This is a genomic window from Nonomuraea sp. NPDC049637 (genome assembly GCF_040675235.1).
Lineage (GTDB): Bacteria > Actinomycetota > Actinomycetes > Streptosporangiales > Streptosporangiaceae > Nonomuraea.
The window spans coordinates 1-22840 of the sequence record NZ_JBFAOM010000062.1 but is presented as its reverse complement, the minus strand read 5'-3'; the positions used below and the strand labels follow the sequence as shown (position 1 = coordinate 22840).

Sequence of the window (22840 nt, the reverse complement as noted above, 5' to 3'; positions counted from 1 at the left end):
CGCCCCCACCCCCGACGGCCCGCTCTGCCGCACGGCCACCCCGCCGCCGTGCAATGGACCCATGACGAACCTCCCCCCGCTGGGCCGCTACGAGATCGACACCGAGAACTCCGCGATCCGCTTCACCACCCGGCACCTGTACGGCCTCGCCCGCGTCCGCGGCACCTTCGACGTCAGGGGCGGCACCGTGGACGTCGCAGAACCGCTCGCCGACTCCCGCGTGCGCGTGGAGATCGACGCCGCCGGCTTCCACACCGGCAACCGCCGGCGCGACGAGACCGTGCGCTCCGCCCGCTTCCTCGACGCCGCCGGCCACCCCGTCATCACCTTCGCCGGCGGCCCCGCCGCCGACGGCACGCTGACCGGGACGCTCACCGTGACCGGCGTCGAGCGCCCGTTCACCCTCACCGTCGAGCGCTGCGACGTGACCGCGAACGGCTTCACCGTCGTGGTCGCCGCCCGCGTGGACCGCACCGCCTTCGGGGTGACCGCCATGCCCGGGATCGCCGCCCGTCACCTGGCGATGTCGGCCGAGGTCAGGTGCGTGCGGGCGGGCGTCACGGATCGCGCGGAAGCCCCAGCGCGCGCTCGGCGATGATGTTGAGCTGCACCTCGGTGGTGCCGCCGCCGATGGTGAAGGCCCGGGTGGTCATGATCATGCGGTTCCAGTGGCGGTCGGACGGCGCCAGCGACCAGCAGAACTCCGAGACCTCCTGCGCGTGCCGCATGCCGAGCAGCTTGCGCACGCTGGAGGCGGGCCCCGGGTCGGCCCCGGCCAGCCTGGACAGCGTCACGCGCAGCCCGAGCGCCGAGATCGCCTGGCCCTCGGCCCACAGGCGGCCCGCCTGCTCGCGTTGCGACTGCCGCAGCGGCGGCAGGGTCCCGATCAGCCGGACCATGTCGGTGTGCCGGGAGCCCGGGCCCCAGGAGTCGCCGAGCGCGACGCGCTCGTGGGAGAGCGTGTCGCGGGCCACCCGCCAGCCGCCGTCCACCTCGCCCACCACCAGATCGTCCGGGACGAAGACGTCGTCGAGGAAGACCTCGTTGAAGATCTCGTCCCCGTTGATCTCCTTGAGCGGCCTGACCGTGACGCCGGGGGCGGACATGTCCACCAGGAAGTACGTGATCCCCTCGTGCTTGGGTCTGCCGGGGGAGGTGCGGGCCAGGCAGATGCCCCAGTGGGCGTACTGGGCGAGGGACGTCCAGATCTTCTGGCCGGTCAGCGACCAGCCGCCCGCCACGCGGACGGCCCTGGTGGACAGAGCGGCCAGGTCGGACCCGGCGCCCGGCTCGCTGAACAGCTGGCACCACACGAGCTCGCCGGTGAACGTCCTGGGCAGGAAACGCTCCTGCTGCTCGGGGGTGCCGTACGTGACGATGGACGGCACCGCCCAGGCGGCGATCCCCAGGTTGGGACGCCTGAGGTCGCGGAACTCCTGGTGGATGATCACCTGTTCCGGCGGCGTGGCCGCGCGTCCCCACGGCCTGGGCAGGTAGGGCATGATCCAGCCCTCCCGCGCGAACCGGCCCAGCCGGGCGAGCGGCTCCTCGCGCCGCAACGACTCGGCCTCCGCCCTGATCGCCTCGCTGAGCGGCACGGACTCCTCGGGCAGATCGGGCTCCATCGCGCGGCGGACGCCCGCCAGGGCCAGCTCGGCGACCTGCTCGGCCCACGGCCCCGGGTCGCCGGCGAGCATGCGGCCGGACAGGGCGCGGCGGTAGTGGCGGTGGGCGTCGTGCTCGAAGGTGTAGCCGATGCCGCCGAGCACCTGGATGGCGTCGGCCGCGCAGCGCACCGCCGCGTCCGGCCCCAGCACGGCCGCCACCCCGACGGCCAGCCGCACATCGTCCCGGAGCCCGCCGGACCCGCCGAACCCGTTGGACGCGCCGGGCCCGGAAGGCGCGCCGGGCGAGTCGGACGCGCCGGGAGAGCCGGACGTGCCCGGTCTGTCAGTGGGCGGAGTGTCCAAGGCGCGGGCGGCGTCCCAGACGGCGGCGCGGGCCTGCTCCAGGGCCACCAGGGCGGCCGCCACCCGGTGCTTGACGCCCTGGAACTGGCCGATCGGGCGGCCGAACTGCTCGCGTACCTTGGCGTGGGCGGCGGCCGTGCCGACCGCCCAGGCGGCGGTGCCGCACGCGTCCGCGCCGAGCAGCACCACGGCCAGCTCCCGCACCGGCACCGGCCCCAGCAGACGCTCCGGCGGGACGTCGCGGCCCATGACGGGCGTGACCGCGCACAGCTCCCGGTCCAGATCGACGCCCTCGGCGGGCTCGGCACGCACGCCGGCCCGGTCGAGCAGCGCCCACCCGTCACCGTGCGGCACGAGGAACAGGTCGGCCCCGGCCGCCCCGAGGGCGAGCGGCCCGAGCGCGACGGCCGCCGTCAGCGACCCGTCGGCCAGCCCGCGCAGCAGGCCGGGCGCGGGTCTCCCGGACCGGGCGAGCGCCGCCGAGGCCAGCACGACCGGCAGGTACGGCCCCGCCACCCGCAGCTCGCCCAGCACCTCCAGCGCCACGCACAGCTCGACCAGCCCGTACCCCTGCCCGCCGTGCTCCTCCGGCAGGTGCAGGCCCAGCAGCCCCTGCCCGGCCAGCGCCAGGTGCTCGACGGTACGCCCCGCCAGCCCCCGCACGGAGTGCGCCAGCGCCCGGTGTTCCTCGGTCAGCCCGATCCCCATGGACGAACACTAGAACGATATTCGGTCGATCTCCAGGGCCCGGAAAAACCGTTGGCGCGCGACCGTCGGGGGTGATTACCCTGGCAACCGTCCCGTCCGGTGCGATTTTTGGAGGTGGGTTGATGCCCGGCACGGCGCCCAGCGCGCCTCTCCGTGTCACGGGTGTGCCCGCCTCCCCTGTGTTCCAGAGCCTGAGGACGAGTATCTGAAGCCCTGGCCTCAGTGGGCCCGGACCGCCTGTGACACCAGCGTGCCTGTGAGGCCCGCTCGGCGCTCCCTTGCTGCCTTTTTTCACGACAAATCCGGCAAGGAGAACCCAGGTTGTCTGCCAACGGCAAACCTCGTTCCATCATCAGCACCGACACCTTCGCCTGCGTCCGCTGCGGCCTGACCGTCGCCGCGTACGCGCCCGGCGGCGTCCGCCGCAACCACTGCCCGAGCTGCCTGCACTCGTTGCACGTTCTCGACCGGGTCGAGGGCGGCCCGTCGGAGTGCAGGTCGCGGATGAACCCGATCTCCATCGCGGTCCTCCGCACCGGCGACTGGATGATCATCCATCGCTGCTCGCGCTGCGGCGAGCTGACGTCCAACCCGATCTGCGGGGACGACAACCAGCTCATCCTCATGCGCATGGCCGTACGCCCGCTCGCGCAGCCGCCGTTCCCGCTCGAAGCGTTCGGCGACCTGTGACATGCCCAGGAGGAACCCTGGCCGGGCCAGGCCGCAACAGCCCAAGGCGGTGCAACGTGGCGAGCGCGGCGACGCGTTCCGCTGCGTCGGCTGCCGGCTGGACGTACCGATGGACGCGCCGGGCACGGCGCACCGCAACCACTGCCCGCACTGCCTGACCAGCCTGCACGTCGACCACCGGATCCCGGGGGACCGGCGGGCGGGCTGCCGGGGCCCGATGGCGGCGCTGAGCGTCACCGTCAGGACGGACGGGGAGTGGCTGATCATCCACCACTGCCAGGCGTGCGGCGGGCTCAGCGCCAACCGCATCGCCGGCGACGACAACGCGCTGGCCCTGCTGCGCATCGCCGTACGGCCGCTGTCCGACAGCCGCCTGCCGGTGAACGCCCTGCTGGCGCTCTGACGACAGGCGCATTCAAGTGCCCAACGGCGGGCCGCCCCCCGGGGCGGCCCGCCCCTCGCGACGGCCTAGTCGTCGCCGAACTCCAGGCGCAGCGCCAGCGTGAAGTCGCTCACCGCCTCCTCATGCCGCTCCATCTCCTGGAAGATCTCGCCGCGCACCCGGTAGGCCCAGATGTACTCGGGGTCCAGCTCGATGGCCCGGTCCAGGTCGCGCAGCGCGGCCTCGTTGTCGCCCATCTCGCTCAGCACCGCGCCCCGGCTGCCGAACGCGCGGTCGTTGTCGGGGTCGAGCTCGACCGCGCGGTTCAGGTCGCCCAGCGCCTCCTGGTAGCGGTCGATCATGCGCAGCGCCTCGCCGCGCCGGCTGAGCGCCCGCACGTGGTCGGGGTCGGCCTCCAGGGCCCTGGTGTAGTCGGCGATGGCCTCGCTGTAGAGGTGCATGCGCTGGTACAGGTCACCGCGCGCCACCCACGAGTACGCCAGCTCCTCGTTCAACGCGATGATCTTGGCGTGCTCGTCCAGGGCCTCGTCCAGCCGGTCCATGTCCACCAGGGCGTCGGCCTTGGCCTCCAGGATCCACAGGGACTCGGGGGCGAGGGTGAGCGCGTGGTCGAAGTCGTCCATCGCCTCCTCCAGCCGGCCGAGCGCCGCGTACGCCTGCCCGCGCGAGCCCAGCGCGTACGCGCTGTCGGGTTCCAGTCTCAACGACTCGTCGAAGTCGGCCAGGGCGGCCTCGTACCGCTCGATGACCCGATGGCTCTCGCCGCGCAGCCGCCAGGCCCGGGCGTTGTCCGGGACCAGCGTTATCGACTCGGTCAGATCGGTGATAGCGGCCTCGTGCCGCGACAGCGCGATGTACGATTCGGCTCGGCTGCGCAGCACGGACGCGCGCGACTGGGCGGCTGCCTCGGACAGCTCGGTCAGCTCGGACTGGTCGTTGATCCCCTCGCTCATGGAGGGAATCTATCTAACTAAATCTGGATGATGGCTGCCTTTTCCCTGGTGTACTCCAGCACGGAATCGTGGCCGTACCCGCTGTCCTTCACGCCGCCGAACGGCAGGCCCGGCGGCATCTGGCGGTAGGTGTTCACCCACACGGTGCCGCTCTGCAGATCCCGCACGAACCGGTGCGCCCGCCCGAGGTCCCGCGTCCACACCCCGGCCGCCAGCCCGTACGGCGAGTCGTTGGCGATCTCCAGCGCCTGCTCGTCGCTCTCGAACGGGATGGCCACCGCCACCGGCCCGAAGATCTCCTCCTGGCAGATGCGCAGGCCGTTGTCCTCGGTCGTGTAGAGCGTGGGCGCCACCCAGTAGCCGCCCGGCAGGCCGGGCACCACCTCGGCCCCCGACCGCCCGCCGAAGACCAGTTCGGCCCCCTCCTTCTCGGCCGTCTCCAGGTACGAGCGCACCCGCTCGAACTGCCCGGCCGACACGATCGGGCCCATGGTCGTGGCCAGGTCGAGGGGGTCGTCCAGGACCAGACCGGCGCAGATGCGCCTGATCCGCCCGAGCAGGTCGTCCCAGATCGACCGGTGGACGAGGATGCGCGAGCCGGCCACGCACACCTGCCCGGCGTTGCCGGTGTAGACGGAGTTCACGGTGACGCCCTGCGCGGCGGCGTCCAGGTCGGCGTCGGGGAAGACGATGTTGGGCGACTTGCCGCCCAGCTCGAACGTCAGCGGCTTCAGCGCGTCCGCCGAGGCCCGGGTGATGGCCTGGCCGGTGGCCGTGGAGCCGGTGAGGCTGATCTTGCCGACGTCCCGGTGCCGGACGAGCGCGTCGCCGACCTCCTCGCCGAGCCCGCTGACGATGTTCAGCACGCCGGGCGGGAACACCTCGGCCAGCAGCTCGCCCAGCCGCAGCACCGACGCACCGGCCTGCTCGGCCGGCTTGACGATCACCGTGTTCCCGGCGGCCAGGGCGTAGGCCGCCTTGGCGGAGAAGGTGGAGATGGGGGAGTTCCAGGGGATGATGCAGACCGCCACCCCGTACGGCTCGCGCCGCGTCAGCCCGAGCGTGTCGGGCCCGAGCAGGACGGTGTCGCCCTTGACCGCCTCCAGGCACTGCCCGGCGGCCAGCTGCCACAGGTGGGCCATGCCCGGCAGGTCCTTCTTGAGCGTGTCGCGCAGGATGCGGCCGTTGTCGCGGGTCTCCAGCCGGGCCAGTTCCTCGGCGTGCCGGGCGAACAGCTCCGACACCTTGCGCAGGAAGTGCGCCCGGCCCAGCGCGGGCATGGCCGACCAGGCGGGGAAGGCCGCCCGCGCCGCCGCGACGGCGGCCTCGGCCTCGCGTGCGCCACTGGCCGGGATCCGGGCCCACGCCTCGCCCGTGGCGGGGTTGACGGTGTCCATCGTCCGGTCCGCGGGGACCAGCTCGCCGCCGATGAGATTGCGGTAGTCAGGCACGCGCCCAAGCATATGCTTGCTTGCTACGAGCAGGCCAGTCCCGGGCGGATCGGGGCATAATGGTCTTCCGTGAAAATCGACCTGACCTGGCCGGAAACCGCCGACGAGCCCCTGCTCGCCGCCGTCCACCGCGTGCTGCACGCCGTCGTCGAACTGGGAGGCGCGGTCGGCTACCTCGCGCCGCCCACCAGGGACGAGACCGACCCCTGGGTGGAGGCCACGCTCGCGATGGCCAGGACGGGCGAGGGGCGGCTCGCCCTGGCCACGGTCGACGGCACGGTGCAGGCCATGGGCCTGTGGCGGCGCGGCCAGGAGGCGGTCTTCCGGCACTCCGGCGAGATCGGCAAGGTCATGGCCCACCCGCAGGCGCGCGGGCTCGGCCTGGGCCGGGTGGTGGTGTCCGGCCTGGCGGACGACGCCCGCGCCGCCGGCATCGAGACGCTCACACTGCGGGCGCGCGGCAACAACCACGGCGCGATCGCGCTGTACCAGAGCCTCGGGTTCCGCGAGTGGGGGCGGCTGCCGAACGTGGTCGAGGTGGGCGAATGGCGCTTCGACGAGGTGAACATGTACCTGGAGCTCGGCCGCCCGCCCGGCACCATCCTGCACGGCTCCTCCCCGGGCGGCCCCGGCTCCTCTCCCCAGCCCGGCCTCTCGCCGCAACCCGGCTTCTCCCCTCAACCCGGCTTCTCGCCGCAACCCGGCTCCTCACCGCGGCCCGGCTTCTCGCCGCAACCCGGCTAGGATCGGGGCATGCTGCTGGCCCCCGGAGTGCACGCCGTCGTCACCGACCGCCACGGAGGGGTCAGCGCCCCGCCGTACGGCTCGCGCAACCTCGGCGGCATGGTCGGCGACGACCCGGCGGCCGTACGGGCCAACCGCGAGGGCCTGGCGGCCGAGCTGGGCGTGCGCGCCGTCGTCTACATGCGCCAGGTCCACAGCGCCGAGGTCGCGTACGTGAGCGAGCCGTTCGGCGACGACCCGCCGCCGCTCGACGGCGTGTTCACCACCGAGCCGCGCCTGGCGCTGGCCTCGCTGGGCGCCGACTGCCCGGCCGTGCTGGTGGCCGACCCCGAGGCGCGCATGGTCGGCGCCGCCCACTCCGGACGTCCCGGCACCGAGGCGGGCGTGGCCACCGCCCTGGTCGAGGCCATGGCGGCCAAGGGCGCCCGGCCGGGCCGGATGGTCGCGCTGATCGGCCCCGGCGCCTGCGGCCGCTGCTACGAGGTGCCCGCGGAGCTGCGTGAGCAGGTCGCCTCGAAGGTGCCGCCGACGTGGTCCACGACGTCGTGGGGGACCCCGGCGCTCGACCTGCGGGCCGGGATCGAGTCCCAGCTCAGGGCGGCGGGCGTCGCCGACGTGCGGCACGACGCGCGCTGCACCATCGAGTCCGCCGAGCTCTACTCCCACCGCCGCGAACAGCCCGGCGGCCGCTTCGCCGGCCTCATCTGGCTGACCTGACCCGCAAGCCCGCCCGCGGCGGGGCTACTTCTCGCGGGAGCCGTTGAAGACGACGTTCACGATGATGATCCCGACCCAGATCGGGATCAGCGCCATCGCCCGCCCGCCGCCCGCGAAGGCGAGCGCGACCGTGGAGAGCGTGCCCAGGGAGAGCGAGACGATCGCCAGCGCCAGCCGCTGCCCGTCCGACCCCCTGGCGGGCGCCTTGGCCCGCGGCGCCGCGCCGGCCAGGCGCTCGTCGACCCGCCGGTCGACCTCCTGGCCCACCTTGTCGAGGAACGACTCCACCAGCGCGTCCTCGAAGTCGGGGCCGAGGTCGCGTCGCGCGGACACGGCCGCCTTGAGCTCATCACCGGTGGTCATAGGGGAGAGCCTAGACCGCTTTGCCCCCTAACGGGCGAGGATGTCGTCGAGGTCGTAGCTGACTGGCCGTTCCAGCTGCTCGTACGTGCACGACTCGGGCGTGCGGTCAGGGCGCCACCGCCGGAAGTGCGCCGTGTGCCGGAACCGGTCGCCCTCCATCTGGTCGTAGGCCACCTCGATCACCAGCTCGGGCCGGAGCGGGATGAACGACAGGTCCTTCTTGGCATTCCACCGCGACACCGCCCCCGGCACCCGCTGCCCGCCGGTCGCGGGCCCGGCCGCCGGCTGCCCGGCGTTGGCCGTGGCCTGCTCGGCCCAGTGGCCCCACGGGTGCTCGCTCAGCTCCGCCAGGTACGGCTTGAGCTCCTCCACCAGCTCGGCCCTGCGCGCCATGGGGAACGAGGCCGCCACGCCCACGTGGTGCAGCCGGCCGTCGTCGCCGTAGAGGCCGAGCAGCAGCGAGCCGACGATGGGGCCGGTCTTGTGCTCGCGGTAGCCGCAGATCACGACGTCGGCCGTGCGCTCGTGCTTGACCTTGAACATCGTGCGCTTGTCGGGCACGTACGGCTGGTCGCCCGGCTTGACGATGATGCCGTCGAGCCCCGCGCCCTCGAAGGCGTCGAACCATTCGCGCGCCTGCTCGTCGGCGGTGGTGACCGGGGTCAGCCGGACGGACCCGCCCTGGTGCGGGAACAACTCCTCCAGCCGCCGACGCCGCTCGGAGAACGGCTCCTCCATCAGCGACTCGTCGCCCACGGCCAGCAGGTCGAAGGCGATGAACTGGGCCGGCGTCTGCTCCGAGAGCAGCTTGACCCGCGAGGCGGCCGGATGGATGCGCTGCTGGAGGGCGTCGAAGTCGAGCTGCGCCCCCCGGGGCAGCACGATCTCGCCGTCGATCACCACCTTGCCGGGCAGCTCGGCCTTGACCGCCTCGACCAGCTCGGGGAAGTACCGGGTGAACGGACGCTCGTTGCGGCTGCCGAGGTAGACCTCGTCGCCGTCCCTGAACACGATGCAGCGGAAGCCGTCCCACTTGGGCTCGTAGAACAGGGTGCCGTCCTGCTTGGGCATGGCCTTGACCGGCTTGGCCAGCATCGGCGGCACGGGCGGCCGGACCGGGAGGTTGGGCACCGGCTCCGGCTCTTCGACGGGCTGCTCGGTCATGGGCTCTGCTCCCTCGTGTATCTGCAGAAGAGGACCCCCTCCTCTTCCAGGACCTGGCGGAGGTCAAGCGGGACCTGCGCGGCCACGCCGTTCAGTATGCGGGCCGCGCCGCCCGCGACCAGCATGGGACTCACCGACAGGCACAACTCGTCGATCAGGTCGTCGGCCGACAGCTGCGCGTTGATGCGCGGGCCGCCCTCGCACAGGACGCGCGTCAGGCCGCGCTCGTGCAGCTCGCGCACGGCCAGCCGCATGTCGACGCCGTCGTCGCCGGCGATGATCAGGTCGGACCGCCGGCCGGCCAGCTTGCGGCGCTCGGCGGGCGCGGACTCGCAGGTGATCACGATCGTCGGGTTGGTCGCGTCGGTGAACAGCTCGCCGTCGAGGTCGAGGTCGAGGCTGCGGGTGATCACCGCGATCGGCGGCACGTCGGGACGCCCGGCCCGGATCGAGGACCAGGAGGCGCGCGGCTTGACCGGGCCGTAGCCCTCGGTGCGGACGGTCGCCGCGCCCGCGACGATCACGTCGGACAAGCCGCGCAGGACGGCGAAGATGCGCTTGTCGCCCCTGCTCGACAGCCCGCCCGAGCGCCCCTGCAGCCACGCCGCGCCATCGGCGCTGGACACCATGTTGAGCCGCAGCCAGGGCCGCCCCTCGGGGTAGGCGTACGCCTCGGGGATGTCCGGATTGTCTTGAAAGTCGGGATAGATGCGCCGCACTCCTCTACCTTGGCACACCCCACCGACAAACCGTCCCCAGGGGTTTTGCGGCTGACGGCACTTTTGAGTAACTGAAGGACGAAAGGCCCGGAGTCTGCGTACGGTGGCGGCAGGGACTCGCCGGGAGGGGACATGGGCCTGCTCACCGCCGTCACATGGACGATCGCCGCACTGATCGGGGTCTACCTGCTGTGGCGCTGGCTCTCGGCCGGCGGCCTGCGCCGCCAGGAGGCCAAGGTCACCCGCTTCCCGGTGACGCTGCTGCTGTCCCATCCGGCGCTCGCGGCCGCGTCGCTGGCCTGCTGGGTGGCCTACCTGCTGACCGGCCGCGCCCCGCTGGCCTGGCTCGCCCTCTGCGGGCTCACCGTGGCCGCCCTGCTGGGCTTCACGATGTTCACCCGCTGGCTCGGCGGCGGACGCCACCAGCGCCGGGCCACCGGCTTCCCGGTGCTCGCCGTGGCCCTGCACGGCGTGGCGGGGGTGGCCACGTTCGCCCTGCTCCTCGTCACGGCCGGCATCGCCCGCGTGTTCTGACGAACCGGCGGCTGGGTGGTCGATGGAGCTAGGGCGTCTGCGGCTCCCTGGGCAGCCGCAGGACCTGGAACGACCGGCCGGTCACCGCCACCAGGTCGCCCGCCCGCCACCGCTCGTCGCCGAACGCCTCCTCCACCACGTCGTGACAGGTGTCGAGCACCGGCAGCCACTCGGCCCCGAACTCCGGCCCCGGCAGCGTGAACGACAGGTTCTCGTGGTGGGCGTTGATGAGCAGGAGGAAGGAGTCGTCCACGATCCGCTCGCCGCGCGGGCCGGGCTCGGTGATGGCCTCGCCGTTGAGGTAGACCATCAGCGACTTGGCGTAGCCGGTGTGCCAGTCGCCGGCCGTCATCTCCTTGCCGCCCGGGGTGAGCCAGACCAGGTCGCGCTTGCCGTTGTCGGGGTGGCGGCCGTGGAAGAAGCGGCGGCGCTGGAAGACCGGGTGCTCGCGGCGCAGCTTCGACAACGTCTTGACGAACTCCAGCAGGTCGGACTCGGCGTGCAGCATCGACCAGTCGATCCAGGCCAGCTCGTTGTCCTGGCAGTAGGCGTTGTTGTTGCCCCGCTGGGTGCGGCCGATCTCGTCGCCGTGGGAGAGCATCGGCACGCCCTGCGACAGGAACAGCGTGGTCAGGAAGTTGCGGCGCTGGCGGCGGCGCAGGGCGACGATGTCCGGGTCCTCCACCGGGCCCTCGGCGCCGCAGTTCCAGGAGCGGTTGTCGTTGGTGCCGTCGCGGTTCTCCTCGGCGTTGGCCTCGTTGTGCTTGTGGTCGTAGGAGACCAGGTCGGTCAGGGTGAAGCCGTCGTGGCAGGTGACGAAGTTGATCGAGGCCACCGGGCGGCGGCCGGAGGACTCGTACAGGTCGGCCGAGCCGGTCAGGCGGGAGGCGAACTCGGGGAGCGCGGAGTTCGTGCCCCGCCAGAAGTCGCGCACGGTGTCGCGGTACTTGCCGTTCCACTCCGTCCAGAGCGGCGGGAAGTTGCCGACCTGGTAGCCGCCCGGCCCCACGTCCCAGGGCTCGGCGATCAGCTTCACCTGCGAGATCACCGGGTCCTGCTGGATGAGGTCGAAGAACGCGCTCAGCCGGTCGACGTCGTGCAGCTCCCTGGCCAGGGCCGAGGCCAGGTCGAAGCGGAAGCCGTCGACGTGCATCTCCAGCACCCAGTAGCGCAGCGAGTCCATGATGAGCTGCAGCGCGTGCGGCGAGCGCACGTTGAGCGAGTTGCCGCACCCGGTGTAGTCGAGGTAGTAGCGCCGGTCGCCGTCGTGCAGGCGGTAGTAGTTGACGTTGTCGATGCCCCGGAAGCCCAGCGTGGGGCCCATGTGGTCGCCCTCGGCGGTGTGGTTGTAGACCACGTCGAGGATGACCTCGATGCCCGCCTCGTGCATCGCCCGGACCATCGCCTTGAACTCCAGCACCTGCTGGCCGCGGGTGCCCGAGCCGGAGTAGCGGCCGTGGGGGGCCAGGTAGGCCATCGTGTTGTAGCCCCAGTAGTTGGTCAGCCCCCGGGCCACCAGGAAGTGCTCGGGCACGTAGTGGTGTACCGGCATGAGCTCGACCGCCGTCACGCCGATGGACAGCAGGTGCTCGATGATCGCCGGGTGCCCGACCCCGGCGTACGTGCCGCGCAGGTCCTGCGGCACGCCCGGGTGGCGCATGGTCAGCCCCCGCACGTGCGCCTCGTAGATCACCGTCTCGTGGTACGGGATGCGCGGCGGCCGGTCGTTGCCCCACTCGAAGAACGGGTTGATCACCACGTTCTTCGGCATGTACGGGGCGCTGTCCTCCCTGTTGCGCACCGACGGATCGGTGAAGTAGTAGGGGAACAGCGCCTCGTTCCAGGTCAGCTCCCCGTCGATGGCCTTGGCGTAGGGGTCGAGCAGCAGCTTGGAGGGGTCGCAGCGACGCCCCTGCGACGGCTCGTACGGCCCGTGGACGCGATAGCCGTACCGCTGGCCCGGCTGGATCCCCGGCAGGTAGCCGTGCCAGACGAAGCCGTCGACCTCCGGGAGCGGCACCCGCTCCTCGCTGTCGTCATCGTGAAAAAGGCACAGCTCGACCCGCTCGGCGACCTCGGAGAACACGGCAAAGCTGGTGCCGACGCCGTCCCAGGTGCCGCCGAGTGGATAGGGTTCGCCCGGCCAGACCTCGCGCATGTGACCCAATTGTCGCACGCGAAAGCGTTCCTGTTAGAGGAGTTCGGCTTTCAGGGTGATCGTGGTGCCGGCCAACGCCTTGCTGACCGGGCAGTTCGCCTTGGCGGTCGCGGCGGCCTCCTGGAACTGCTCGGCCGAGATGCCCGGAACGTGCCCCTGCACGGTGAGCACGATGCCCGTGATGCCCTCGCCCGGCTGGAACGTCACGTCCGCGCTCGTGCGCAGCGACTCCGGCGGCGTGCCCGCCCCGGCCAGGGCGTGCGACAGGGCCATGGAGAAGCAGGAGGAGTGGGCGGCGGCGATGAGCTCCTCGGGGGAGGTGCGGCCGCCCGCGGCCTCGGCCCTGGAGGGCCAGGAGACCTCGAACGTGCCCACGCCCGAGGTGTCGAGCGAGACGGTGCCCGAGCCGTCGAGCAGGGCGCCCTTCCAGTGCGTGGTGGCGGTGCGCGTGGTGGCCATGCGGGTGATCCCTCCGGTCGTCGTCCGTTCGACACTATCGCGGGGCCGCGGGACCGGGGGCGGGGGGCGTCCGCCTCAACATTTCCGGCGAATGATGACATGCTCGGGTCGCGGCGCACCCGCCCGCCTTGGTCCGGACCACGGGAGTGTGGTGCCAGTGGAGGCACCGTACGACGACCGCCTGCTGCACCAGCGGGTGGTCGGCGGCGACGAGTCGGCGCTGGGGGAGGTCTACGATCGGCTGTCCGCACTGATCTTCGGGCTCTCCTTACGGGTCACCAGGGACCGCGTGATCGCCGAGGACATCACGCAGGAGGTGTTCCTGGTGTTCTGGGAGCGCCCGCTGGCCTACGACCCCGGACGCGGCACGCTGCGCGCCTGGCTGGCCACGATCGCCCACCGCCGCGCGGTCGACCACGTGCGCGCCGAGGAGCGCCGCCGGGTCTCCGCGCTCGGGCCGCGGCTGTTCGAGCGCGAGCCCGCCAGGCTGGAGGAGGCCGTGCTGGCCGCCGAGGAGGCCGAGCGCGTGCGGCAGGCGGTGACGTCGTTGCCCGAGGGGCTGCGCCGGCCGGTGGAGCTGGCCTACTTCGGCGGCCGGACGTACCGGCAGGTGAGCGAGGAGCTGGGCGTGCCCGAGGGCACGGCCAAGTCGCGCATCCGGCTGGCGCTGCGGCGCCTGGCCGACGCGCTGGCGGAGGAAGAAGTGTGATGGATCCTGTCGAGCGCCTGTATCTGGACGCGTTGCTGGAGGACCCGGTGGTGCCGGTCCGTTCCCTGCGCCCGCAGCTCCTGGCCGGGGCCAGGGCCCGCCGCCGCCCCGCGGCGCCGACCGCCGGCTGGGCGCTGCCGTACGCCGGCCGCGTCGCCGCCATGGACGCGCTGCTGGCCTCGGCCGTGGACGACGACTGGGCGCGCGTCATCGTCGAGGGCTGGACGCTCCAGGAGCTGGTGGCCCACCTGGCCGCCAAGGACGGCCTGCTGGCCGCCTCCGTCGGCGCGCCCGTCCTGGGCCCGCCGCTGGCCGCCCGGGACGCGGCCGGCCGCACGGCGGACGTGCAGGCGTACGAGCGGGCCCGCAGCCCCGAGCAGACCAGGCGCGACTGGCGGGCCCAGGCCGACGCCCTCTGCCGCCACCTGGGCGGCCTCGACCCGGCCACGCCGGCCACGGTGGACGGCATGGAGACGGTCGTGCGCGACCACGTCCTGGCCAGGAGCCTGGAGACGTGGGTGCACACCGCCGACGCCGCCACGACGGCCGGGATCCGCCTGCCCGACCCCGTGCCCGAGCACATCCGCCCCACGGCCGACCTGTGCGCCCGCCTGCTGCCCTGGACGATGCTCCTGTCCGGCCTGGACGGCTCCGGCCGCACCCTGCGCCTCACCCTCACCGGCGCGGGCGGCGGCGACTGGCTGATCCCGCTCGGCGTCGCCGACACCGTCCCGGGCACGCCGGACGCCCACCTGACCGCGGACGTGGTCGCGTTCTGCTTCCTGCTGGGCGGCCGGGGCGAGCCGGACGCCTTTCCCGCCGAGCTGACGGGCGACCTCGCGCTGGCCCGCGACGTCCTGACCACGGCTCCCGCCCTGTCGGGACCGTGAGCGGGTAAGCTGTGATCGATCTGTGACCTAATATAGGGTGATAAATCGGGATCCATAGGGAATCCTTTGATCCGAAGTCCAGCAGAGGGCTTCACTCACGTAGAAACGTGGCGTGCCTCTGCCTGGGCTTTTTCCATGGACGGGGCCGCCTTCGGGCATATGGAGCAACTCAGATGGCCGTCCTGGATATCGCACTCGACGAAATGACCGCCGAACAGCTTCTGGCTGAGATGAACAGGCCGGAAGCCTCGGACGAGCACAAGGCCCGCATCCGTGAGCGCGTCGTCACCATGTACGACTCCCTCGTCACCGAGGTCACCCGTCGCTACCGCCACCAGCGCGAGCCGATGGAGGACCTGCGCCAGGCCGCGTACGTCGGCCTGATGAAGGCCATCAACGGCTTCGACCCCGAGCTCGGCCACGAGTTCCGCGGCTACGCCATGATCACGATGGTCGGCGAGGTCAAGCGGCACTTCCGCGACCGCACCTGGGCCGTCAAGGTGCCGCGCGTCTACCAGGAGCGCCGGCTGGAGCTCAACAAGGCCACGGCCGACCTCACCCAGACGCTCGGCCACTCGCCCACCGTCTCCGAGCTCGCCGCGCACATGAACATCAGCGAGGAGGACGTCCTGCTCACCCTGGACGCCTCGACCGCCTACAGCGCCCTGTCGCTGGACGCCCCCGTCGGCGGCGACAACGACGGCGCCGACCTCGGCGACTTCCTGCCCTCGCAGGACGAGTCGCTGGACACGCTGCTCGGCAAGTACTCGGTCAAGCCGCTCATCGACGCCCTGCCGTCGCGGGAGCGCAACATCCTGCTGATGCGCTTCTACGGCAACATGACCCAGTCGGAGATCGCCGCCGAGTTCGGCATCTCGCAGATGCACGTCTCCCGCATCCTGCGCGCCGTGCTGAACCAGCTCCGCACCGCCCTGTCGGACTGACCGGGTGGGCGGGCGGCCCCTGCTCCAGGGCCAGAACCCGGGCCCCCGGCGACCCCGCCCAGCGGGCGGCCGCCGGGGGCGACAGGGTCACTCCCCGCCGATCCCCGTGACGAGGTCTCTGGCGTAGTCGTCGTCGCTCTCCTCCAGCACCCGCCTGACGCCCTGCTCGGCCCGCTCGTCGCCGCGCGCCGCGAGCCCCCGCGCCGCCTCGGCCACCGTTCGCAGGTCGGCGTCGGCCAGCCGGTCGGCCAGCGCCTCCCGGATGCGGGGCGTGTCCGCCGACAGCCCGGCCAGCCCGGCCGTGGCCCAGTCGCGGATCTCGGCCTCCTCGTCCCGGGACATCTCGATGAGCAGCGACAGGCCCTCCTCGTGGTCGGCGGGCAGGACGTCGGCCAGCGCGATGGCGTCCGTCATCGTGCGCTTGTGGCCCGGCCGGCCGATGATGTCGAGCACGGCGGGCAGCGCGCGCGGGTCGCCCTGGTGGCCGAGCGCGGCCAGCACCGAGCGCAGCACCTGCGGGTTGCCCTCGGTGGTCACCATCTTCTGCAGCAGCGCGAGCGTGCGGTCGAGATAGGGCTTCTCGCCGTCGGCGAACCCGAACTGGGCGATCGCGTCGACCCCGAACTCCCGCTCGCGCGCGTCCTCGCTCACGCACAGCCGGGACAGGGCCTCGTACGTCTCGTCGTCGGCCCGCCGGCCGAGCGAGTCGGCCACGATCCACCAGGTCTCGGCGTCCTCGTCGACGTCGCGGTGGGCGACGGCCCTGGCGACGAGCTGGTCGACCGGCGTGTAGACGCCCGCCGCGTCCTCCAGGAGGGTCGCCACGGCGGCGTGGCCCCGCTGGGCCTGCACCTGCTCGGTCTGCGAGCCGTCGGGGGAGCGGCCGGCCACGGTGACCAGCTCGGTGCCGTCCTTGGCGTACTGGCGGCCCACGACGTACTCCCAGCCCTCCTGGGCGATCTGGTCGAGCAGCGCGGACTCCAGGTGCACGCCCACCCAGTCGGCCGCGATGTCGAGCGGGCTGTCGCCGTCGCCGTCGAACTTCTCGTGGTCGGCGCCCGCCTCCAGCAGCGTCTGGACCACGCCCAGCGCCCCGCGCCTGGCCGCCAGCGTGAGCGGCGTGTCGCCGTCGTCGTTGGCCGCGTCGACCTCGGCCCCGGCCTCGATCAGCACGCCCGCGGTCGCGGCGTGGCCGTTGGCGGCGGCCCAGAGCAACGCCGTCCAGCCGCCGGCCTCGCGGCCGTTGACGTCGGCCCCGGCCGCCAGCAGCGCCTCGGCGACCTCGACGCGGTCCCAGGCGGCGGCCGCGCAGAGCGGCAGCCCGGCCTCCTCGCCCTCGCTGGCCTTGTTGGGGTCGGCGCCGCCGGTGAGCAGCTTGCCCACGGTCTCGGTCTCGCCGTTCAACGCCGCGCGATAGAGCTGTTCCTCATGCATGACAGGACCCTAGCGTCTTCCCGGCCCCCGGTCGCCGGAGCACGCTGAGGGGCGGCCTCGGGGCTTTTGGACCCATCCAAGGGTGTACGGATGTTCCTCCCAGGGGAGGAGTCCCAACCGCCCCAAGACGCGATATGTTGCGTCTATGACAGATCCGGGTGAGGTGCGCGCGTCGGACGCCGAGCGCGAGGCCGTCGTGGAACAGCTGCGTGTCGCCTCGGTCGAGGGCAGGCTCACGCTCGCCGAGCTGACCGACCGTACCGAGGCCGCCTACACCGCGACCACGCACGCCGAGCTCGCCCTGCTCACCCAGGACCTGCCCGTGGGCGCAGGGCCCGTGCCCGCGCCGGCCCCGGCCCGCGAGGGCGGCAAGCGGCGCTGGTTCGTCGGCATCATGGGCGACACCAAGCGGCGCGGCACCTGGCGCATCGACCAGGAGCTCGGCGCGGTCGCCGTCATGGGCGACGTGCTGCTCGACCTGCGCGAGGCCGAGGTGCGCACGGACGTGGTCGACGTCACGGCGGTGTCCGTGATGGGCGACGTCAAGATCATCGTGCCCGACGGCGTGAACGTCGACCTCGACGGCGTCGCCGTGATGGGCGACAAGAAGGTCGACGTGCTGGAGGCGGCCCCCGGCATGAACGTGCCGGTGATCCGGGTGCGCGCCTACGCCGTGATGGGCGACGTCAAGGTGCTCGGCGACTCCCGCGCCCAGCCGGTCAAGCGCGGCCTGGCCGCCTGGCGGGAGCACTGGCGGGCGCTGCACGGCGACGACTGGCGCGAGGTCGGCCGCCAGATGCGCGACGACGCCCGCGAGGTCGGCCGGCAGATCCGCGACGAGCACCGCGCCCTGGAGCGAGAGCGCCGCGACCGCCGCGACCGCCGGGGTTACTGAGGCCGTGCAACGCGGGCGGGGGTCTTCGGCGTAGTGATCGGTGAACATCACCGGACAGTGAGGACCCCTCGATGCGGGATCGTGCCGACTTCGAGCGCTACGTCGAGCAGCGCTCGGCCCGCCTGCTCAGGACGGCGTACCTGCTGTGCCGCGACTGGGCCACGGCGGAGGACCTGACGCAGACCGCGCTGGCCAGGGCCTGGCTGGCCTGGCGGCGGGTCGGCGCGAACCCCGACCCGTACGTCTACCGCATCCTGACCAACACGCACGCCTCCTGGTGGCGGCGGCGCTGGCGGGGCGAGGTGGCCACGGGCGAGCTCCCGGACCGCCCCCAGGACCAGGACGACACGGCCGGGATCGGCACCCGGGACGCGCTCAGGGCCGCCCTGGCCGCGCTCCCGGCCAAGCAGCGGGCCGTGGTCGTGCTGCGGTACTTCGAGGACCTGCCCGACGAGGCCATAGCCCAGATCGTGGGCTGTTCGGTGCCCACCGTTCGCAGCCAGGCCAGCCGCGCGCTGGCCAAGCTGCGGCTCGACCCCGCGGCCAGGGCCGCGGCGGAGACGGGAAGCTGACGATGACCGAACAGCGACTGCGTGACCTGCTCGAACACGACAGCGCCGACGCGCCCCCGGGCGGGGTGCGGCTGGCCGACGTGGACGCCCGCGTCCGCCGCATCCGGCGGCGCCGGGGCCGGGCGGCGGCCTCGGTGGCGGCGGCGGCCCTGACGGTCACGGCCGTCACGGTGCTCACCGTGGACGCCCGGCCCGTTCCCGGGTCCACCCCCGCCGCCGGGGACGTGTGGGCCGGAGCCCTGGCCCAGCCGGCGCCGACGCGCGCCCGGCCCAGGCCGCCGCTCTTCCACGGTTACTCCCAGGGCGGCAGGCGGGAGACGTTCACCTTCGAGTCGAAGGCCGGGAAGGTGTCCTTCGCCCTCACCTGCCCGCCGGGCAGCTACGGGCTGATCTGGCTCAACGGCGAGCTGGTCGCCACCGGCGCGTGCGGGCCCACGGTCCGGCAGCCGCCCGGCTGGTTCGGCGACGCCGAGGCCCGCGACGGCGTCAACGAGCTGAGCGCCGCCGTGGTGAAGGCCGCGGACGCGGGCACCGGCACGATGACCGCCGAGGGCGCCGACGAGCTGCTGGCCTGGACCGCCTCCTACCCCGCCGAGTGGCGGCTGATCCTGGCCGACGCCCGCACCCGGTCGTGCCGGCCCAACGTGGTCAGCGTTGATCCGAGGACCGGCGCGATCATGGCCCGCTGCTGAGAGCCCGCTGCTGGGGGGCTCAGCCGGCCACGGGCAGGCGCTCGCGCAGGGCCGCCTCGTACCGCTCCAGCAGCACGTCCACCAGCTCGGGCGCCGGGCCGAGCACGTCGGCGCAGACGGCTGGGGCGGTGGCCCGGCGGATCCGGTCGGCGAAGAAGCCGGGAGCCAGCAGGTAGGGGGCGACGGCCACGCGCGGCGCGCCCGCGGCGCGAAGCCGCGCGACGGCCTCCCCCGGCGTCGGGCCGGCGGCCGAGGCGTAGGCCGCGGTCACCGTCCACCAGCCGGCGCGCCGCCAGGCGCGGGCCATGCCCGCGATCACCTCGTTGGCCCTGGCGTCGCTCGACCCGGCCGAGACCAGCACGACCGCCGTCTCGGGGTCGCCGGCCGGCACGCCCGCCTCGGCCAGCCGCCGCTCCAGCGCCGGCAGCAGCAGCGGGTGCGGCCCGAGCGTCGTGCCGTAGCGGACCCGCAGGCGCGGATCGCGCGCGCGGGCCTCGTTGAGCGCGGCCGGCAGGTCGACCCGGCTGTGGTAGGCCTCGGTGAGCAGCAGCGGCAGCACCACGGCCTCGCTCAGCCCGTCGAGCGCCTGCCCCAGCGTGGGCGCGCAGTGGTCGAGGTAGGCCACCCGCACCGGCACGTCGGGACGCGCCAGGCGCACGCGGTCCAGCAGCGCGGCCACGGTGGCGGCGGCACGCGGGTCACGCGACCCGTGCGCGACCGCCACCAGTGGCACGCGCCCGGGGGCCGGCCCGCCTGCCAACGGGACGCGGCCCCTGCCGGGGATCACAGGTGAATGCCGCATTCGACCTTCCCCAGCCCCGCCCAGCGGCCGCTGCGCGGGTCCTCGCCCTCGGCGACCTGGCGCGTGCACGGCGCGCAGCCGATCGAGGGGTAGTTGTCGTAGTGCAGGGGGTTGATCAGCACGCCGTTGTCGGCGATGTAGTTGTCGACGTCCTCCTGCGTCCAGGCGGCGATCGGGTTGACCTTCACCATCTGGCGCTTGGCGTCCCACTCGACGACCCTGGTGTCCGTACGGCTGGACGACTCGTCCCGGCGGATGCCGGAGATCCACGCCAGGTACGGCTCCAGCGCCCGGTTGAGCGGCTCGACCTTGCGCAGGTAGCAGCACAGGTCGGGGTTGCGGCCGAACAGGCGCGGCCCGAGGTCGCGATCCTGCTCCTGGACCGTCCTGGACGGCTTGATGTCGATCACGTTGACGTCATAGACCTGCCGCACGGCGTCACGGGTGCCGATCGTCTCGGCGAAGTGGTAGCCGGTGTCGATGAACAGCACGTCCACGCCCGGTTTGACGCGGCTCACCAGGTCGATGAGCAAGGCGTCGCTCATGGAGGACGTCAGGCACAACCGGTCGCCGAACGTCGCCGCGGCCCACCGGATGATCTCCCGGGCCGGGGCGCCCTCAAGGAACGTGGCGGCGGACTCGACGATGTCCTGCAGGTCGAGCGTGCCACGCTGATCTCGCAAACCCACCTCGATGTCGACGAGCGTCATATCTTCACTCCGATTCCGAGAAACTTCAGCTTGAAGGCGCGGGCGCAGGCGCGGCAGTACCAGCCGCCGTCCCCCTCGTAGGGCTCCAGGTCCTCGTCACCGCAGTACGGGCAGTGGAAGGGGACCGCTCGCGTGGTCATTTCAGGTCCGCCTCGTCCGCGCGCTGCACCCAGTCGGCGAAGGACTCGCCTTCCTTCTTCTGGGCGTCGTAGTTGCGCACCACGCGCTCGACGTAGTCGGGCAGGGCCTTGGCGGTGGTCTTCAGGCCGCGCACCTTGCGGCCGAAGCCGGAGTTCACGCCGAGCGAGCCGCCCAGGTGGATCTGGTAGCCCTCGACCTGGTCGCCGTTCTCGTCCACGACGAGCTGGCCCTTCAGGCCGATGTCGGCGACCTGGATGCGGGCGCAGGAGTTGGGGCAGCCGTTGACGTTGATGGTGAGCGGCTGCTCGAAGTCGGGCAGCCGCCGCTCCAGCTCGTCGATCAGGTGCGCGGCGGTGGCCTTGGTCTCGACGATGGCGAGCTTGCAGTACTCGATGCCGGTGCAGGCCATCGTCTGGCGGCGGAACGTGGAGGGGTTGACCTGCAGGTCGTTGGCCTCCAGCTCCGCCACGATGGACTCCACCCGGTCCGGCGCGACGTCGAGGACGACCATCTTCTGCTCGACGGTGGTGCGCACCCGGCCGGAGCCGTGCCGCTCGGCGATGTCGGCGATCACGTGGAGCTTGTCGCCGTCGAGGCGGCCCACCTTGGGCGCGAAGCCCACGTAGAAGTTGCCGTCCTTCTGCGGATAGACGCCCACGTGGTCGCGGCGGCTGCCGCGCGGCAGGGCGGGCGCCGGGCCGTCGGGCAGGCTCTCCTTGACGTACTCGGTCTCCAGCACCTCGCGGAACTTCTCCACGCCCCAGTCGTTGACCAGGAACTTCAGCCGGGCTCTGTGCCGCAGCCGGCGGTAGCCGTAGTCGCGGAAGATGCCGATCACGCCCGCGTACACGTCGTCGACGCGGTCGGGGCTGACGAAGACGCCGAGGCGCTTGGCCAGCATCGGGTTGGTGGACAGGCCGCCGCCGACCCACAGGTCGTAGCCCGCCTCGCCGTGCTCGTTGACGACGCCGACGAAGGCGACGTCGTTGATCTCGTGCACCGTGCAGTGGGCCGGGCAGCCGCTCAGCGCGCTCTTGAACTTGCGCGGCAGGTTGGAGTACTCGGGGTTGCCGATGAACTGCTGGTTGATCGAGTGGATGTCGTCGGTGGCGTCCAGCACCTCCTCGGCGTCGATGCCGGCCAGCGGGCAGCCCAGGATCACCCGCGGGGTGTCGCCGCACGCCTCGGTGGTGGACAGGCCGACGGCCTCCAGGCGCTCCCAGATGTCGGGCACCGACTCGATCTCGATCCAGTGGAGCTGGATGTTCTGCCGGTCGGTGAGGTCGGCCGTGCCGCGCGCGTACTCGTTGGCGATGTCGGCGATCGTGCGGAGCTGGCGCAGGTCGAGCTGGCCGCCGTCGATGCGCACGCGGAGCATGAAGTAGCGGTCGTCGAGCTCCTCCGGCTCCAGGACGGCGGTCTTGCCGCCGTCGATGCCGGGCTTGCGCTGGGTGTAGAGGCCGTACCAGCGCATCCGGCCGCGCAGGTCGGCGGGGTCGATGGAGTCGAAGCCGCGCTTGGCGTAGACGTCGATGATGCGCTGGCGGACGTTGAGCCCGTCGTCGTTCTTCTTGTTCTCTTCGTTCTTGTTCAGGGGTTCCCGGTAGCCGAGGGCCCATTGGCCCTCGCCGCGCGGGCGCTTGTGATGCCGGCTGGCAGGGGTGCTCATTGCGCGTCCTTCGTTTCGTGGGCGCGCGCAGCGTTCCTCCTGCCTCGTCGTCGAGTGCAGGGGTTCAGGTGAATGCGACGCGCTCTGCGGTGGAGAAGATGAGTTAGCGGGCGTCGCAACAGATGGCACTGCGGACACGCTGAAGGTCGACGTGGCGTCGACCGACGAGCATGGGGTCCGCTGGCATACCTTGACGATACTCCGGAGATCCCGGATGTCCAAGATGGGGTCCAGAGTCTGGACTCCGCGGGCCCCTAGGAGCTGTTTCTTGGATCAGGTTCGGAGCCAGATAATCAGGGCGGCCAGGGTGACGGTGCCGAGGAAGATGTAGGCGCGCTTGTCGTAGCGC

The 22840-nt window shown here is 72.5% G+C and carries 26 protein-coding genes; 12 read left to right on the top strand and 14 right to left on the bottom strand.

The window, feature by feature from the left end; genetic code table 11:
* The first annotated feature begins 61 nt into the window (after positions 1-61).
* A complete protein-coding gene (locus tag AB0J71_RS45020) occupies positions 62-598 on the top strand; it encodes a YceI family protein (RefSeq protein ID WP_364420322.1) in 537 nt (178 codons plus the stop codon).
* Here the strand turns inward: AB0J71_RS45020 and AB0J71_RS45015 are convergent.
* Positions 558-2678 carry an acyl-CoA dehydrogenase gene (locus AB0J71_RS45015; RefSeq protein ID WP_364420320.1) on the bottom strand — a complete coding sequence of 707 codons (2121 nt, stop codon included), beginning with the start codon at positions 2676-2678 and terminating at the stop codon, positions 558-560. The two genes, AB0J71_RS45020 and AB0J71_RS45015, sit on opposite strands and share 41 nt — an antisense overlap.
* A 321-nt stretch (positions 2679-2999) precedes the next feature.
* Between AB0J71_RS45015 and AB0J71_RS45010 the strand changes: the two genes are divergently transcribed.
* Together AB0J71_RS45010 and AB0J71_RS45005 are read left to right on the top strand one after the other, a co-directional pair.
* Positions 3000-3368, top strand: coding sequence for an RNHCP domain-containing protein (locus AB0J71_RS45010; protein WP_352325680.1), 369 nt, complete (start codon positions 3000-3002; stop codon positions 3366-3368).
* Position 3369: 1 nt separating this feature from the next.
* Positions 3370-3771: an RNHCP domain-containing protein gene (locus AB0J71_RS45005; RefSeq protein ID WP_352325681.1), complete on the top strand. Its 402-nt coding sequence runs from the start codon at positions 3370-3372 to the stop codon at positions 3769-3771.
* Between the two features lie 65 nt (positions 3772-3836).
* Here the strand turns inward: AB0J71_RS45005 and AB0J71_RS45000 are convergent, their stop codons facing one another.
* Together AB0J71_RS45000 and AB0J71_RS44995 are read right to left on the bottom strand one after the other, a co-directional pair.
* Positions 3837-4724 carry a tetratricopeptide repeat protein gene (locus AB0J71_RS45000; RefSeq protein WP_364420318.1) on the bottom strand — a complete coding sequence of 296 codons (888 nt, stop codon included), beginning with the start codon at positions 4722-4724 and terminating at the stop codon, positions 3837-3839.
* Between the two features lie 17 nt (positions 4725-4741).
* Positions 4742-6175, bottom strand: a complete 1434-nt coding sequence (locus AB0J71_RS44995) for an aldehyde dehydrogenase family protein (RefSeq protein WP_352325683.1) — start codon at positions 6173-6175, stop codon at positions 4742-4744.
* 69 nt (positions 6176-6244) lie between these two features.
* Here AB0J71_RS44995 and AB0J71_RS44990 point away from each other — a divergent pair, with 69 nt between their 5' ends.
* Entirely contained in the window at positions 6245-6919 is a 675-nt protein-coding gene (locus AB0J71_RS44990) for a GNAT family N-acetyltransferase (RefSeq protein ID WP_364420317.1), read from the top strand.
* Between the two features lie 9 nt (positions 6920-6928).
* Positions 6929-7636, top strand: a complete 708-nt coding sequence (gene pgeF, locus AB0J71_RS44985) for a peptidoglycan editing factor PgeF (RefSeq protein ID WP_352325686.1) — start codon at positions 6929-6931, stop codon at positions 7634-7636.
* A gap of 24 nt (positions 7637-7660) precedes the next feature.
* Here the strand turns inward: pgeF and AB0J71_RS44980 are convergent, their stop codons facing one another.
* Genes AB0J71_RS44980 through AB0J71_RS44970 form a run of 3 tightly spaced genes read right to left on the bottom strand, consistent with a single transcriptional unit; the run spans position 7661 to position 9882 of the window.
* Positions 7661-7999, bottom strand: a complete 339-nt coding sequence (locus tag AB0J71_RS44980; RefSeq protein ID WP_352325688.1) for a hypothetical protein — start codon at positions 7997-7999, stop codon at positions 7661-7663.
* 27 nt (positions 8000-8026) lie between these two features.
* Positions 8027-9163, bottom strand: a complete 1137-nt coding sequence (locus AB0J71_RS44975; protein ID WP_352363783.1) for an ATP-dependent DNA ligase — start codon at positions 9161-9163, stop codon at positions 8027-8029.
* A complete protein-coding gene (locus AB0J71_RS44970; protein ID WP_352325690.1) occupies positions 9160-9882 on the bottom strand; it encodes a pyrimidine reductase family protein in 723 nt (240 codons plus the stop codon). Before AB0J71_RS44970 ends, AB0J71_RS44975 begins: the two co-directional genes overlap by 4 nt.
* Before the next feature lie 132 nt (positions 9883-10014).
* Between AB0J71_RS44970 and AB0J71_RS44965 the strand changes: the two genes are divergently transcribed.
* On the top strand, positions 10015-10416 hold the full coding sequence (locus tag AB0J71_RS44965) for a hypothetical protein (RefSeq protein ID WP_352325691.1): 402 nt from the start codon (positions 10015-10017) through the stop codon (positions 10414-10416).
* A 28-nt stretch (positions 10417-10444) separates the two neighbouring features.
* Here AB0J71_RS44965 and glgX read toward each other — a convergent pair whose 3' ends face one another.
* Entirely contained in the window at positions 10445-12574 is a 2130-nt protein-coding gene (gene glgX / locus AB0J71_RS44960) for a glycogen debranching protein GlgX (protein ID WP_364420315.1), read from the bottom strand.
* A gap of 33 nt (positions 12575-12607) precedes the next feature.
* Complete coding sequence (locus AB0J71_RS44955) at positions 12608-13033, bottom strand: OsmC family protein (RefSeq protein ID WP_352325694.1); 426 nt, start codon at positions 13031-13033, stop codon at positions 12608-12610.
* A 151-nt stretch (positions 13034-13184) separates the two neighbouring features.
* On the opposite strand from AB0J71_RS44955, the gene AB0J71_RS44950 reads away from it, so the two are divergent.
* The 3 genes from AB0J71_RS44950 (at position 13185) to AB0J71_RS44940 (ending at position 15576) form a co-directional block, all read left to right on the top strand.
* The gene (locus AB0J71_RS44950) at positions 13185-13742 is read left to right on the top strand and encodes a sigma-70 family RNA polymerase sigma factor (RefSeq protein ID WP_357964903.1); all 558 of its coding nucleotides are present in this window, start codon (positions 13185-13187) and stop codon (positions 13740-13742) included.
* On the top strand, positions 13742-14632 hold the full coding sequence (locus AB0J71_RS44945; RefSeq protein WP_364420311.1) for a maleylpyruvate isomerase family mycothiol-dependent enzyme: 891 nt from the start codon (positions 13742-13744) through the stop codon (positions 14630-14632). The genes AB0J71_RS44950 and AB0J71_RS44945 overlap by 1 nt, the downstream gene beginning before the upstream one ends.
* Before the next feature lie 173 nt (positions 14633-14805).
* Positions 14806-15576, top strand: coding sequence for a SigB/SigF/SigG family RNA polymerase sigma factor (locus AB0J71_RS44940; protein WP_352325697.1), 771 nt, complete (start codon positions 14806-14808; stop codon positions 15574-15576).
* Between the two features lie 87 nt (positions 15577-15663).
* On the opposite strand, the gene AB0J71_RS44935 is transcribed toward AB0J71_RS44940, so the two are convergent.
* Positions 15664-17010: an ankyrin repeat domain-containing protein gene (locus AB0J71_RS44935; protein WP_364420309.1), complete on the bottom strand. Its 1347-nt coding sequence runs from the start codon at positions 17008-17010 to the stop codon at positions 15664-15666.
* Between the two features lie 145 nt (positions 17011-17155).
* Here AB0J71_RS44935 and AB0J71_RS44930 point away from each other — a divergent pair, with 145 nt between their 5' ends.
* The 3 genes from AB0J71_RS44930 (at position 17156) to AB0J71_RS44920 (ending at position 19169) form a co-directional block, all read left to right on the top strand.
* A complete protein-coding gene (locus AB0J71_RS44930) occupies positions 17156-17905 on the top strand; it encodes a DUF1707 domain-containing protein (protein WP_352331322.1) in 750 nt (249 codons plus the stop codon).
* 71 nt (positions 17906-17976) lie between these two features.
* Positions 17977-18477: a SigE family RNA polymerase sigma factor gene (locus tag AB0J71_RS44925; RefSeq protein ID WP_352331324.1), complete on the top strand. Its 501-nt coding sequence runs from the start codon at positions 17977-17979 to the stop codon at positions 18475-18477.
* A gap of 2 nt (positions 18478-18479) precedes the next feature.
* Complete coding sequence (locus AB0J71_RS44920; protein ID WP_364420307.1) at positions 18480-19169, top strand: hypothetical protein; 690 nt, start codon at positions 18480-18482, stop codon at positions 19167-19169.
* 19 nt (positions 19170-19188) lie between these two features.
* Here the strand turns inward: AB0J71_RS44920 and AB0J71_RS44915 are convergent, their stop codons facing one another.
* From AB0J71_RS44915 to AB0J71_RS44895, 5 genes are all read right to left on the bottom strand, one after another.
* Complete coding sequence (locus tag AB0J71_RS44915) at positions 19189-19971, bottom strand: sirohydrochlorin chelatase (RefSeq protein WP_364420305.1); 783 nt, start codon at positions 19969-19971, stop codon at positions 19189-19191.
* A complete protein-coding gene (locus AB0J71_RS44910; protein ID WP_352328173.1) occupies positions 19953-20681 on the bottom strand; it encodes a phosphoadenylyl-sulfate reductase in 729 nt (242 codons plus the stop codon). The genes AB0J71_RS44915 and AB0J71_RS44910 overlap by 19 nt, the downstream gene beginning before the upstream one ends.
* Entirely contained in the window at positions 20678-20821 is a 144-nt protein-coding gene (locus AB0J71_RS44905) for an Insertion element protein (RefSeq protein WP_103955276.1), read from the bottom strand. The genes AB0J71_RS44910 and AB0J71_RS44905 overlap by 4 nt, the downstream gene beginning before the upstream one ends.
* Positions 20818-22491, bottom strand: a complete 1674-nt coding sequence (locus AB0J71_RS44900) for a nitrite/sulfite reductase (RefSeq protein ID WP_352328174.1) — start codon at positions 22489-22491, stop codon at positions 20818-20820. Before AB0J71_RS44900 ends, AB0J71_RS44905 begins: the two co-directional genes overlap by 4 nt.
* Before the next feature lie 103 nt (positions 22492-22594).
* The gene (locus AB0J71_RS44895; protein ID WP_311132608.1) at positions 22595-22678 is read right to left on the bottom strand and encodes a putative leader peptide; all 84 of its coding nucleotides are present in this window, start codon (positions 22676-22678) and stop codon (positions 22595-22597) included.
* Positions 22679-22840 lie beyond the last annotated feature (162 nt).